This is a genomic window from Shewanella sp. CAL98-MNA-CIBAN-0140 (assembly GCF_040309905.1).
In the GTDB taxonomy this organism is placed as follows: domain Bacteria; phylum Pseudomonadota; class Gammaproteobacteria; order Enterobacterales; family Shewanellaceae; genus Shewanella; species Shewanella psychromarinicola.
In genome coordinates this window covers 25,256-39,417 of the sequence record NZ_JBEOPI010000042.1, presented here as the reverse complement: position 1 = coordinate 39,417, position 14,162 = coordinate 25,256, and the positions used below count along the sequence as shown (strand labels likewise).

Annotated in this window: 11 protein-coding genes; 1 reads left to right on the top strand and 10 read right to left on the bottom strand. The window is 43.5% G+C overall.

Going from position 1 to position 14,162, the window contains the following annotated elements:
- Window positions 1–455 precede the first annotated feature (455 nt).
- Both secA and AAEY93_RS17635 read right to left on the bottom strand, forming a co-directional pair.
- Window positions 456–3,176: a preprotein translocase subunit SecA gene (gene secA / locus AAEY93_RS17640; RefSeq protein WP_124012775.1), complete on the bottom strand. Its 2,721-nt coding sequence runs from the start codon at window positions 3,174–3,176 to the stop codon at window positions 456–458.
- A gap of 58 nt (window positions 3,177–3,234) precedes the next feature.
- Window positions 3,235–4,134: a M23 family metallopeptidase gene (locus tag AAEY93_RS17635; protein ID WP_124012776.1), complete on the bottom strand. Its 900-nt coding sequence runs from the start codon at window positions 4,132–4,134 to the stop codon at window positions 3,235–3,237.
- 27 nt (window positions 4,135–4,161) lie between these two features.
- Here AAEY93_RS17635 and AAEY93_RS17630 point away from each other — a divergent pair, with 27 nt between their 5' ends.
- Complete coding sequence (locus AAEY93_RS17630; RefSeq protein WP_101033241.1) at window positions 4,162–4,614, top strand: DUF721 domain-containing protein; 453 nt, start codon at window positions 4,162–4,164, stop codon at window positions 4,612–4,614.
- Between the two features lie 4 nt (window positions 4,615–4,618).
- Here AAEY93_RS17630 and lpxC read toward each other — a convergent pair whose 3' ends face one another.
- The 8 genes from lpxC to murD form a co-directional block, all read right to left on the bottom strand.
- Window positions 4,619–5,539: a UDP-3-O-acyl-N-acetylglucosamine deacetylase gene (gene lpxC, locus AAEY93_RS17625; RefSeq protein ID WP_101033242.1), complete on the bottom strand. Its 921-nt coding sequence runs from the start codon at window positions 5,537–5,539 to the stop codon at window positions 4,619–4,621.
- Window positions 5,540–5,749: 210 nt separating this feature from the next.
- Window positions 5,750–6,922, bottom strand: a complete 1,173-nt coding sequence (gene ftsZ, locus AAEY93_RS17620; protein WP_101033243.1) for a cell division protein FtsZ — start codon at window positions 6,920–6,922, stop codon at window positions 5,750–5,752.
- A gap of 26 nt (window positions 6,923–6,948) precedes the next feature.
- The gene (gene ftsA / locus AAEY93_RS17615; RefSeq protein WP_011639211.1) at window positions 6,949–8,184 is read right to left on the bottom strand and encodes a cell division protein FtsA; all 1,236 of its coding nucleotides are present in this window, start codon (window positions 8,182–8,184) and stop codon (window positions 6,949–6,951) included.
- Window positions 8,181–8,951 (bottom strand): cell division protein FtsQ/DivIB, encoded by a 771-nt coding sequence (locus tag AAEY93_RS17610; RefSeq protein WP_124012778.1) that lies wholly within the window; start codon window positions 8,949–8,951, stop codon window positions 8,181–8,183. Before AAEY93_RS17610 ends, ftsA begins: the two co-directional genes overlap by 4 nt.
- Window positions 8,952–9,072: 121 nt before the next feature.
- Window positions 9,073–10,530, bottom strand: a complete 1,458-nt coding sequence (gene murC, locus AAEY93_RS17605; protein WP_124012779.1) for a UDP-N-acetylmuramate--L-alanine ligase — start codon at window positions 10,528–10,530, stop codon at window positions 9,073–9,075.
- A gap of 1 nt (window position 10,531) precedes the next feature.
- Entirely contained in the window at window positions 10,532–11,635 is a 1,104-nt protein-coding gene (gene murG / locus AAEY93_RS17600; protein WP_124012780.1) for an undecaprenyldiphospho-muramoylpentapeptide beta-N-acetylglucosaminyltransferase, read from the bottom strand.
- On the bottom strand, window positions 11,635–12,849 hold the full coding sequence (gene ftsW, locus AAEY93_RS17595) for a cell division protein FtsW (RefSeq protein ID WP_101033247.1): 1,215 nt from the start codon (window positions 12,847–12,849) through the stop codon (window positions 11,635–11,637). The genes murG and ftsW overlap by 1 nt, the downstream gene beginning before the upstream one ends.
- On the bottom strand, window positions 12,839–14,161 hold the full coding sequence (gene murD, locus AAEY93_RS17590) for a UDP-N-acetylmuramoyl-L-alanine--D-glutamate ligase (protein ID WP_101033248.1): 1,323 nt from the start codon (window positions 14,159–14,161) through the stop codon (window positions 12,839–12,841). The genes ftsW and murD overlap by 11 nt, the downstream gene beginning before the upstream one ends.
- Window position 14,162 lies beyond the last annotated feature (1 nt).

Genomic DNA, 14,162 nt, shown 5'->3' with positions numbered 1-14,162 from the left:
ACAGAAGACAATTTCGAATAACTCAATACCTGTGAATGTCCACACAGATTACTTGATAAATTGTTAAAGAGCGTTGACCGTTTCAGTAGGTCAGGGGTGCGTATTCTACGCATTCCCTTTATGGCGTCAAGTGTTTTTTCAAACTTCTTTTTGCCTGTTATCAACACTACTAAGTAGTTGTTAATAACGCTAACCGGTTTTTGCTTTCGCTGTATGCCGTGTCAGTGGATGCGCATTATAGGCAGCTTGAGATTTAGTGCAAGCGCTTTTGTGTAAAAAAATGACCTTTTTATGATCTTTTATTCATTTCACCACTTAACTACAAGATACCCACTATTTACCCCCAAAGTTATCCACAATTGGTTAATTTATCAGAGAGTTTTAAGATGACAGAAACAAAAAAGGTAGCGAATAATCGCTACCTTTTTTATCTAATATCAATGATGAACTGATAATTAACTGAGTTTACCGTGACATTGTTTGTATTTTTGGCCTGAACCACATGGGCATGGATCGTTACGGCCTATCTTCTCACCTTCACGGATCACCGTTTTAGGCGCTTTTGCTTGTTGTGTATCTTCATTGCCTAATGCTTCAGCTGATGCGTGTTGATAAGCCAGTTCGATCTTTGCTTCTTCGTCACGGCGACGCTGTTCCATTTCGTCTACATCGGACTGAGCTTGCACTTGGACCTTAGATAGAACACTTATCACATCATTTTTCAATGATTCAAGCATTTGTTGGAATAACTCAAAAGATTCACGCTTATATTCTTGCTTTGGATTTTTCTGTGCATAGCCACGTAAATGAATACCTTGACGCAAATGATCCATAGCAGCTAAGTGTTCTTTCCAGAGTCCATCGAGTGTTTGTAGCATTACCGATTTTTCAAATTGACGTAATACCTGTGCACCGACCATTTCTTCTTTAGCTTTATATAAATCAGTCCATGATGTCACGATACGTTCGCGTAAGGTTTCTTCATGCAGATTATCATCTTTATCTAACCATTCTTGTATCGTTAACGCTAGACCAAACTCATTACTGAGGCGTTGCTCAAGCCCAGGCACATCCCAGAGCTCTTCGAGTGAACGTGGTGGGATATATTGGTCGATAATAGCGCTGATCACATCTTGTTCGATATTCTGAATCGTTTCTTGAATGCTTTCAGCATCCATTAACTCATTACGCTGTGAATAGACGACTTGACGCTGATCGTTAGCAACATCATCGTATTCCAGTAGTTGCTTACGAATATCGAAGTTACGCGCTTCTACTTTACGCTGGGCATTTTCGATAGCACGCGATACCCAAGGATGTTCAATCGCTTCACCTTCTTCCATCCCTAGTTTTTTCATCATGCCTGAAACACGATCTGAGGCGAAGATACGCATTAAGCTGTCATCCATCGACAAGTAAAAGCGTGAAGAACCGGCATCACCTTGACGACCTGAACGGCCACGTAGCTGATTATCGATACGACGTGATTCATGACGTTCTGTACCAAGAATATGTAAACCGCCAGCTTCGAGTACTTTACCATGCTGAATGTTCCAGTCTGAACGAACCTTAGCAATCTGTTCAGCCGTTGGATTTACTAATTCTTCAATTTCAACTTTCCAGTTACCACCCAGAACAATATCCGTACCACGGCCAGCCATGTTTGTTGCAATGGTTACTGCGCCAATACGCCCGGCTTGAGCAATAATCTCTGCCTCTTTCTCGTGGAATTTGGCATTCAATACACTGTGTGGAATTTTTGCTTCTTTTAGTAATGATGCTAAAACTTCAGATTGTTCAATTGATACGGTACCAACAAGCACTGGCTGACCACGTTCACGACAAGCTTCAATGTCTTTAACAATAGCTGCATATTTCTCTGGCGCGGTGAGATAGACCAGATCAGGCATATCGTTACGCACCATAGGCTGATTGGTCGGTACAACAACAGTATCTAAACCATAGATATGTTGAAATTCAAATGCTTCAGTGTCTGCAGTACCTGTCATACCGGCAAGTTTGTCATACTGTCTAAAGTAGTTTTGGAAAGTAATAGAAGCCAGAGTTTGGTTTTCATTCTGGATTTTAGCGCCTTCTTTGGCTTCGACAGCTTGATGTAAGCCTTCAGACCAGCGACGTCCAGGCATAGTACGACCTGTATGTTCATCGACGATAATGACTTCATCATCTTTGACAATATAATCGATATCTTTTTCAAACAAGGTATGTGCGCGAAGTGCGGCATGAGCATGGTGCAACAAAGAGATATTCGACGCAGAATAGAGTGAATCACCTTCTGCTAACATGCCTTTCTCAATTAAGAGTAGCTCAACTTTTTCTTGCCCACGTTCAGTTAAATAAACCTGCTTACCCTTTTCATCAATTGTGTAATCACCTTCGCCAACATAGTCTTCGGTATCTTCTTTGTCTTGACGGATTAAACTTGGGATTAATAAATTGATTTTAGCGTATAGCTCAGAACTGTCTTCGGCCGCACCAGAAATAATCAACGGTGTACGGGCTTCATCAATTAAAATTGAATCGACTTCATCAATAAGGGCATAGTGCAATGGTCGCTGAACACGTTCTTGGGGAGAAAACGCCATGTTGTCACGAAGGTAGTCAAAACCAAATTCATTATTGGTGCCGTAGGTGATATCGGCAGCATAGGATTCTTTCTTTTCAAATTGGCCTATACCAGAAATGTTAATCCCGACACTTAAGCCTAAAAACTCAAACAGTGGGCGGTTATTTTCAGCATCACGCGTTGCTAAGTAGTCGTTCACAGTAATGATGTGAACACCTTTGCCCGTTATTCCATTAAGGTAGGCTGGCAGGGTTGCCGTCAGGGTTTTACCTTCACCGGTTCGCATTTCAGCAATACGATTGCTGTCTAATACCATGCCACCGAGTAATTGAACATCAAAGGGACGCATTTCAAACACACGCTTTGATGCTTCACGTACAACAGCAAAAGCCTCTGCCATGATATTATCTAACGTTTCACCATTTTCTAGACGGGTACGGAACTCTGCAGTTTTAGCTTTAAGTTCTTCATCAGAAAGTTTTTCGTAATCAGATTCTAATGCATTAATTTGATTAACAATTTTTCCAAGACTTTTCAGGGTGCGGTCGTTGCGACTTCCGAATACTTTTGTCAGTAGTTTGCCTAACATCTTAATCACTTATCTGTTGTAGGTTTGGCTCATTTGAGCGCATTAACCGTTAATATTATTAACTTGCTTTGCGGTAGACGTATTTCTGTGGATCTATTTGTTGTTTACCGCGCAGCACTTCGTAATGCACATGGGGGCCGGTTGAACGGCCTGTGCTTCCCATACTGGCAATTTTATCGCCTTTGGCAACGACGTCACCTACGTTTACTGACAGAGATTTATTATGTCCATACCGAGTGCGAAGACCATTTCCATGATCAATTTCGACTAACTCACCATAGCCAGACATCCTTCCTGACCATGTTACTACGCCTGCAGCAGTCGCAGTAACATCTGTCCCTTCTTTACCGGCGAAATCAATACCTTTATGCATTGTTCGTCGGCCATTAAAAGGGTCATTTCGTAAACCATAGGACGAAGATAACCAACCTTTATCGATTGGCCGCCCTGATATAAAACGCTCTTCATCTATATGGAGATTAGATGCTACTGTTTCAAGTAGTGATAGCTGAACGTTATTATTATCAATTCTAGATGCCAGCTCACTCATTTCATCGATAAGCTGACTTAATTCGACACCATTGCCTATTTCGCTTAAACCGCCGATACCAACTTCTGTAGAGAAATCAAATTGATCATCAAGGAGGTTATTTTGCGCTACTTGTTGCCCCAGGGCTTCAAGACGGGTGATTTTGGCTTGCATCTTGGCCACATGAACAACCAAAGTTGTCAGCTGGGTTTCTGTTGCAGTTTTGAGTTCTACCACTTGTTGCTTTTGCTGTTGGCGCAGTTGTTTATTTTCATCAACTTTCGCTTGTTGGTTAGCAAAACGCTCAGTGCTATATTGATATATTCCTGTGCCTGTGGCCATTAGAATAATAGGTAGGAGTAACCAACGCTTGCTAGGTTGCCAGCGCGTTACACCATTTCGACCTTGGATAAAAACTGTTACACTCATAGCTTCATTCAGCCATCTAATTATCATATGAAAAAGCCCCCTCAAGATCTCAGTAATTTAGTTCATCTGTCTGGGAGACTGCCTGAACTGGCCGAGAAAGCAGAACTACTTAATAATCTGAATCGTTATGTAAAACAGACGTTAAATGGTCCTGTGGCCGAGCAGCTCAAAGTCGCCAATCTCCGCCAGGGTGTTCTTGTTATTGAAACTACATCAGCAGCATGGGCTGCTAGAATAAACTTTCAAAAGCAGAAGCTATTAAAACAGCTTCAAACTGATACGCTTCCGATGCTTACCGGTATTGAGGTGAAAGTCAATCCTGGACTTGCCTTAGCAAAACCACAATCTCAACCTAATCAAAATATGATCAGCACCACTGCTGCAAAACATATTGAAGCATTAGCAGAACATATCGATGGTTCTTTAGGTGAAAAACTAAAACGGCTGGCTGCATTAGCCAGCCGTAATAGGCAATCTTAACCAGTTAAGCGAGTGTTAACGCACCTGGAACCATGAAACTGACAGGTACATCAGCCTCTTTGTCAAAGCTCACTAATTCCCACGCATCTTGCTGAGCAAGTAATGCACGGACAAGTTGGTTGTTTAACGCATGACCAGTTTTATAAGCCGAAAACTCACCGACAATGGCATGGCCAGCAACATATAAGTCACCAAATGCATCGAGAATTTTATGCTTAACGAATTCGTCTTCATAACGCAGACCATCAGGGTTTAATACACGATATTCGTCAAGTACAACGGCATTTTCCATGCTGCCACCCAGTGCAAGATTATTCGCACGTAGATATTCAATATCTCGCATAAAACCAAATGTTCTGGCACGACTAATGTCTTTCACGAACGCTGATGTCGAAAAGTCCATCACCATGTGTTGCTGACTGCGAGCAATTTCTGGGTGAGCAAAGTCAATTTCAAAATCAACTCTAAACCCTTTGAAAGGTTTTAACTCGGCCCATTTATCGCCATCTTCAACACGCACAGGTTTGGTGATTTTTAGATATTTCTTCGCGGCTGCCTGTTCTTTAATACCTGCACTTTGCAGTAAGAACACAAATGGACTTGCACTGCCATCCATAATCGGGATTTCTGGAGCGTCAACTTCGATAATAGCATTATCGATGCCTAAGCCAGCAAGTGCAGCAAACAAATGCTCAATAGTTGATATTCTTATACCGTCATCGTTTACCAGGGCTGTACACATTGTTGTTTCACGAACCATATTGGCCTTTGCTGGTATAGACACAGCTGGGCTAAGATCGGTACGCTTTAGCACAATCCCGGTATTCACAGGTGCAGGCTTAATGCACAGAGTCACTTTGTTGCCAGAATGTAATCCGACACCAGTGCTCTTCACCATTTTTTGAACAGTTCTTTGAAAAATCATTCAGAAGCCCATAAATATCAATATTAAACAAATAGTTGCAATTATAGCCTCAGGCTATCATGCATAACTGGTACAACATCTTACCATAAATTTGGCTTTTCACAAAAAAAACGCCAAACACATAGCAAATTATAAACCTGTTTACAAAATAACCCTTGTCAGCACATCGCGCTCATTAGTCACGCAAAAACATAGCGTTTTATCCGTGTACTAATCAGCTTGTTTACGCAAGAATGCTGGAATATCAAGATAGTCAGCATCTGTGCGCGGTACTGGTTGTGTCTGTGTCTGTGGAACAGCATTACCTTTTGACGCAGCATAACTTTGTTGTGATACAACTTCATCAACAGGTTCTGGACGAGGCTCCATTACAACGGGCTCTGGACGAGCAACAGGCTTAGACACTAATTGAATGTCTGGCTTTTTCTCTGCACCAATACCTGTCGCAACAACGGTTACTCGCAATTCGTCACTCATTTCTGGATCAATAACAGCACCCACAACAACAGTTGCATTCTCAGATGCATAGGCTTTAACGTGATTACCCACAGTTTCAAGCTCTTCAATGGTGATATCCATACCGGCGGTAATGTTCACTAACACACCGCGAGCACCTGCTAAATCGATATCTTCAAGTAATGGGCTGGCAACAGCTGCTTCTGCAGCTTCTTCAGCGCGATCATCACCACGAGCAACACCGGTACCCATCATGGCATTACCCATTTCAGACATAACGGTTTTCACATCGGCGAAATCGACGTTGATAAGACCTGGGCGAGTAATTAGCTCTGCGATGCCTTGAACGGCACCAAGCAATACGTTGTTAGCAGCAGCAAAGGCATCAAGTAGTGATGTGCCACGGCCAAGTACTTTTAATAACTTTTCGTTTGGAATCGTAATTAAAGAGTCAACATGTTTTGCTAATTCTGCAATACCAAGTTCAGCGTAGGCCATACGCTTTTTCCCTTCGAATGGGAAAGGCTTAGTCACTACTGCAACCGTTAGAATACCTTCTTCGCGAGCAATTTCTGCCACGACTGGAGCAGCACCAGTACCGGTACCACCACCCATACCGGCTGCGATAAAGATCATATCAGATCCTTTAATCGCCGCACGAATATTCTCGCGGTCTTCTTCAGCGGCTTGACGACCGACATCTGGGTTTGCACCCGCACCGAGCCCTTTGGTCACGTCGCGACCAAGCTGAATAGTTGAACCCGCACTTGATTTACGCAGTGCTTGTGCATCTGTATTTGTGACGATAAATTCAACACCTTCGATGCTGTGCTTTACCATATGTTCGACAGCATTTCCGCCGCCGCCACCGACGCCGATGACTTTAATCACCGCTTCGTCTGAATGTGTATCCATGATCTCAAACATTGTCTGATCTCCGATTGTCTGCGTTATTAAAATTCACCTTTAAACCAACTTTTGACCCGATTCAAAAAGCTGGTAACCCCTTGTCGCTCAGGTCGTTCGAACTGACGTTCGATAACTCGCCTTGCTCCATAATGAAGCAACCCTATTCCTGTCGAATAAATAGGTTGATCCACATATTCGTATAATCCTTTTACTGGTAGCGGTGATGCGACACGAACTGGCATGCCAAAGGTTGCTTCAGCAATTTCAACGGCACCCGATATCGAGGACGTTCCCCCAGTAAGCACAATCCCTGCTGCAATTTGATCTTCTAAACCGCTATCTTGTAACTGCTTGAGAACAAGCTCAAACAGCTCTTGGTATCTTGGCTCTACCACTTCTGCCAGAGTATGTCGTGACATGCTGCGTGAAGGACGACCACCCACCGATGGCACTTCAATACTGTCTTCACGACTTACCGTTGAACTTCTGGCACTAGCAAACTGCACTTTAATTTGTTCTGCATGGGTTAACGGTGTTCTGAATATCTTGGCGATGTCACTGGTGACTTGATTACCCGCGACAGGGATCACCGCACAATGACGTAATGCGCCGTTGGTATATACAGCAATATCGGTCGTTCCACCACCAATATCGACAATGCAGACACCTAAATCTTTCTCATCATTTGTGAGTACTGAATCCGCTGAGGCAATACCCGAAAACACGAGGTCATCCACTTTTAAGCCACATCGTTCAACACTTTTAGTAATGTTCTTTGCCATGTCATTGGCACACGTCACAATGTGAGCTTTGGCTTCCATACGCATGCCCGACATTCCAATTGGGCTCTTAATCCCGTCTTGAACATCGATAGAATATTCTTGCGGTAGTACATGCAAGATACGACGTTCTGTCGGGATCTTAACCGAGCGCGCAGTATGGATGACATTATCAACGTCTTCTTGAGTCACTTCTTCGTCGTTAATCGACACCATGCCGTTTTCATTTTGGCAGGCAATATGTTTACCCGAAATACTTAAGTACACCGATGACACTTGGCAATCCGCCATTAACTCAGCTTGATCTAACGCTCGTTGTACACTTCGTACAATTGAGTCGAGATCATTTACACCGCCTTTATCCATGCCACGAGAAGGATGATTACCTAAACCAATGACACTAATCTCACCATCAGGTAATACTTCGCCAATGATCACTGCGACCTTGGATGTCCCTATATCTAACCCCACGATGAGGTTTCTTTCCTGATTTTTGGTCATTTATTGTCGACTCTCTGTTTTGAATCATCCCAACCTACGGCGAAACCGGTATCGTAACGTAAATCAACGGTCGCAACGGGTTTATTACTTTGCTTCAAAGTAGGATACACATTAATAAAACGTTGTATCCGTGACATTTTATCTTCTCGCCCAAGCTCAATTTCAATTCCATTTGCTAGTACGGCATGCCAGGCATGGCGTGGGCTTAAGCGTAAACTAGCCAACTTAAACTCGTTTATTGTCAATAAATCATCTAACTGCTGATAACTGGTCAAGACTTCTATTTCAGTCCCTTCTGGGCCAGATAACTTGGGTAGAGCATCATGTTCGGGATGCGCTAGCGCATCAAATATCTCACCGTTAATATTGAGCCACGACACTTCATTCCAATGCGCTACAGCTTGTTGCTCTTGCAAGGTGACCTTAAACTTTGCCGGCCATTCTCGTCTCACTGATGCATGATAAACCCAAGGCAAAGCCTCTAATGCTTTTTGTACATCCACGACATCGGCGTTAAAAAAACTACTTTGCATTAATGACTGCAATGCGTTTTTAATTTCGTCATCGGTGGTATAAATTCGCTCGCCTTTAATAGCAACCGCTTCAATTGGCAGTGTATCTGCATCATTTAACAGATCGTGTAGTTGCACACCGCCCCAGACTACGGTGCCAAGCACACTGCATAAAAACACTACACCAGTGCAAAAATACCAATTAACACGAGCCAGTTTATGTTTTAGTTGCCGCCCTTTATCGCTCCACGACACCTTAAATCCGCCTCTGACGTTGTTCTGACATTAGCCGCAAAAGATCGGTCATTATATAGACCAATTTAGAAGGATTAAAGCCCGATTTTCACACTCAATAATGGGTGAGAAATCAATCACTTTATTGACCTTCTGCAGGCACTTTACAACCCAGATTATTCTGGGCTAATTCTTTCGATAAGCTACCAATATTACCTGCGCCTTGAGTCAGAAATAAATCCCCATGTTGCAATACATCAGATAATACTGACGCAAGTTGATCTGGGCTGGCGATAAAAATAGGGTCTAATTGGCCACGTAGTCGAATTGAACGGCACAATGAGCGCCCATCGGCACCGGGTATTGGCGCTTCACCTGCTGCATAAACATCTAATAACAATAAACAATCTACTTGTGATAATACGTCAACAAAATCTTCATATAGGTCACGGGTACGGCTGTAACGATGCGGTTGATATGCCATCACTAAGCGTTTATCTGGCCAACCTGCTCGCGCCGCTTTAATCGTTGCTAATACTTCACTTGGATGATGGCCGTAGTCGTCTACGAGCATCACACTGCCATTAGGCGTATCGAATTCACCTACATGCTGAAAACGACGGCCTATGCCTTCAAATTTTGCAAGTGCTTCTACAATCGCACTATCATCAATGTCATCTTCACTGGCGACAGCTATCGCGGCTAATGCATTAAGTACGTTATGCTCTCCAGGTAAATTAACCACAAAATCGACATTCTCTTTACCATGGCGCTTAACGGTAAAACTTGATTGGTAGCCATTCTGGGCAAAATTAATCGCCTGAACATCAGCCTCTTCGCTAAAACCATAAGTGACAATTTTACGACCTATTCGCGGCATAATTTCACCAATAACCTCATCGTCAATGCACATAACTGCCACACCGTAAAAGGGTAAATTATGCAAAAAATCGACAAAAGTGTTTTTCAACTTTTCAAAATCACCACCATAGGTATCCATGTGATCGGCTTCGATATTGGTGATCACACTCACCATTGGCTGCAAATGTAAAAAGCTTGCATCGCTTTCATCGGCTTCGGCAATGAGATAACGACTTGTGCCTAAACGTGCATTAGTACCTGCACTATTGAGCAAACCACCAATCACAAATGTTGGATCTCGTCCAGCTTGACCATAGACACTGGCGATTAGACTGGTTGTCGTGGTTTTACCATGGGTGCCAGCAATCGCAACACCATGACGATAACGCATTAACTCGGCCAGCATCTCTGCACGGCGCACGATCGGAACGCGTAACTCTTTAGCAGCAATAATCTCAGGATTTTGCTGGTTAATGGCAGTCGAAACGACAACCACATCAACCTGTTCAACACTTTGGGCCTGATGGCCAATAATGATTTTTGCGCCTAAACTCGCCAAACGTTCAGTGACTCTATTGATGGCGATATCCGAACCACTGACTTGATAACCTTCGTTCAAAAGTACTTCCGCAATACCCCCCATGCCAGCACCACCGATGCCAACAAAATGAATGCGCTTGATCCGCCTCATTTCAGGGATCATGCTACGAAGCTGTGCGTATCTTTCTGTCTTTGTCATTTCAACCCTTTATCGCAAATGAGGCACAAATATCTGCTACTCGTTGAGTCGCATCTAATACTGCCACGCCTCTTGCTTTGTGACCCATTTGGACCAGTTCTTGTCTATTTTTAGCAAATAACTGCAATTTCTCTGCAAGATTATCTGCATTTAAAATGGTTTGAGGTAATAAAAAACCTGCACCTGCATCAACAAGCACTGATGCATTAACGGTTTGATGATCATCAACCGCATGGGGGTACGGAACTAAAATACTCGGTAAGCCCACTGCAGCAAGTTCTGATACTGTAAGAGCGCCTGAACGGCACACCACTACATCGGCCCAACGATAAGCCGCTTCCATGTCATCAATAAATTCAGCAACATTTACACTGTCTGATTGTCCGAGTTGTTGATAGCTCGCTTTCACAGTGGCGAGGTTATTTTTACCCACTTGGTGCCAAACTGTCAGTGAATGGTGCTTGCTTAAATGAGCAACCACTGCTGGCATGACATCATTCAATACTTTGGCGCCTAAACTGCCACCCACCACCAGTACTCTTAACGCATCAGCTTGTGACGCTTTAATTTGTCCGCCTAACTCTATCAATTCTTGGCGAATTGGATTGCCCACAACCTCCACATTAGCCACGTGGCTGGCAAAGGTATTTGGGAATGCACACAATACCTTTTTGGCAATCTTAGATAACAATTTATTGGTTAATCCTGGAATCGCATTTTGCTCATGCAATACTAAAGGAATACCTGATAATCTCCCTGCCACGCCACCAGGGCCACTGGCAAAACCGCCCATGCCTAAAATCACGTCGGGCTGGAAATCATCAATCACGGCTTTGGCTTGAATGATTGAACGAATAATTTTAAACGGTGCCGCTAATTTGCGAATAAGTCCATTACCACGCACGCCTTTAATATCAATAAACTCAATATCAAATCCATGTTGCGGAACAAGGCGAGCTTCCATCCGCTCAGCAGTACCTAACCAGCGAATTTGCCAACCTTTGTCTGCTAAGTACTTAGCCACCGCAAGTGCTGGGAAAACATGGCCGCCAGTGCCGCCAGCCATAATCAATATCTTAGGAGAGCTACTAATATTACTGTTCATTAACTCGTTCTCCCTTGTACTGCTTGCACCAAACTAACTCGACGTTCATGATCTATCCTAACAAGCAACATCACAGCAGCGGTCATAATCCACAAACTACTGCCACCATAGCTAATAAACGGTAGGGTAAGCCCTTTGGTTGGTAACATACCAATACTGGCTCCCACATTCACTACGGTCTGAAAACATATCCAAATACCCACACCATAGGCGACATAACTTTCAAATGGTCGCTGCATTTTCAAACATAAATTACCTAATCTAATCGCACGAATAGCAATAAAAAATAATGTGGATAACACAATAATAATACCGATAAACCCCAGTTCTTCACCAATCACCGCAAAAATGAAATCAGTATGGGCTTCGGGTAAATACGCTAACTTCTGAATACTGTTACCCAATCCCTGACCAAACCAATCACCGCGGCCATAAGCCATTAATGATTGTGTTAATTGATAACCACTGCCAAATGGATCTTCCCACGGGTCCATAAATGAGGTCACTCGTCGCATACGATAAGGCTCAAATAGCACCAGTAATACGAATGTTGCTACGCCAAGTAAAACCAACACCATAAAGTCAGTAATGCGGGCACCAGCTAAAAACAGCAAGCTTACCGTACACACAAATAGCACCACCACGGTGCCAAGGTCGGGTTGTAATAAAATCAACACGGCGAACAGACCGTAAACCCCAATCGGTTTATAAAAGCCTTTACGGTTTTCACGAAGCTCACCATGGCGACGCACCAAGTAACCCGCCATGTAAACAATAAATACAAACTTGGCTATTTCGGCTACTTGGATCCTAATCGGACCGATAGACAACCAACGACGCGCACCGTTAACAGATGTGCCGATAAACAGCACTGCTATCAATAAGACCAACACGGCGAGCATCAACATGCCGCTATTTTTTTCCCAATAACTGACTTCGAACTTAAGTACCACATACGAAATAATCACGCAGCCCACAAGATAAAGCACATGGCGGTACATAAAATAAAATGGATCGCCAGTCAGTTTGGTCGCTTCAGGCATCGAAGCGGACATTACCATTACAAAGCCAAAACATATCAAGCCGACAATCGCGACTACAAAACTTCGGTCGTACAGCAGCATATCAGGAGCATGCTCATCCGATAATAACGAGGGTAAAGACCAATTAAGACCTCGTTTAAACAAGCTCAGTTGCGGCTCGTTATTCGCCATTGGCTAACAACTCCACACACTGCCTAAAATCATCACCGCGGGCCATAAAGTTCTTGTACATATCTAAACTGGCACACGCAGGAGACAATAGTACTATGTCTCCCGACGACGCTAATTCAGCAGCTTTGGCGACAGCATCGGCCATTGTTGCCACCTGAAGAGTGCCTTTTTTTAATTTGGCTATCTTGGGGCCATCTCGCCCCAAGGTAATCAATTGAGTAATATTACTCAGCGGTTTTGTCAGTGGACGAAAGTCGCTTCCTTTGCCCGCGCCCCCTGCGATCAAGTACAAATCGCCTAAGTGTGAATTAAGCCCCTCAAGTGCGGCAACTGTTGCGCCGACATTAGTGGCTTTGGAGTCATTGATGTACGACACACCTTGTTTAACCGCAATCAGCTCACAACGATGGCTTAAGCCGACAAAGTTTTTGGCCACTTTAATCATGGCCGCTTTACCCACATCACAAGCATCGGCTAATGCCATTGCTGCGACTAAGTTTGCATGGTTGTGGCTACCAATTAAGGTCACATCAATTAAATTAATAATCTCACTGTCACCATGAAAAATTTTGCCATCACTTAATCCCCATGCATCACCCTCTGGCACGTCTAAACCAAAATTATTTTGATTCATCGGCTCAAAAGGATAAGTCAGCTGATCGTCACGGTTGTACATCACAAACCGACTTTGCGGGTATAAACGTAATTTGGCTTCGCGATATGAATTCAAATCGCTGTAACGATCCATATGGTCTTCGCTAATATTAAGGCACGTTGCCGCAATACAATTTAACGAATAAGTCGTTTCCAATTGGAAACTCGACAACTCAAGCACATAAATTTCAGCATCTTGAGCTAATAAATCCAATGCGGGTGTACCAATATTGCCGCCAATCGCAACAGACTTACCCGCAGCGAGCAGCATTTCGTATACTAATGTGGTGACCGTGGATTTACCGTTTGATCCGGTGATGCCGACAACACACGGTTTTTTGTCTGCAATGTGGCGCGCAAATAGCTCAACATCACCGATAACTTCAATGCCCATATCCAATGCAGCACGCACTTCAGGCGTATCAACCGGTACACCTGGACTGATAATAATTTGGCTGGCCTGAACTAAATAGCGACAATCAAACCCACCAGCTAATAATTCAATATCGGCAAACTCTTGTGCCAACGTCTCAGCACCAGGCGGATGACGACGGCTGTCCATCACTAAAGGTTTAATGCCTTTAGTCGCTAAAAAACGCACGACCGAGAGCCCTGTAGCCCCTAAGCCTAAAACAATGTGCGTGTATTGAGTGTGCATA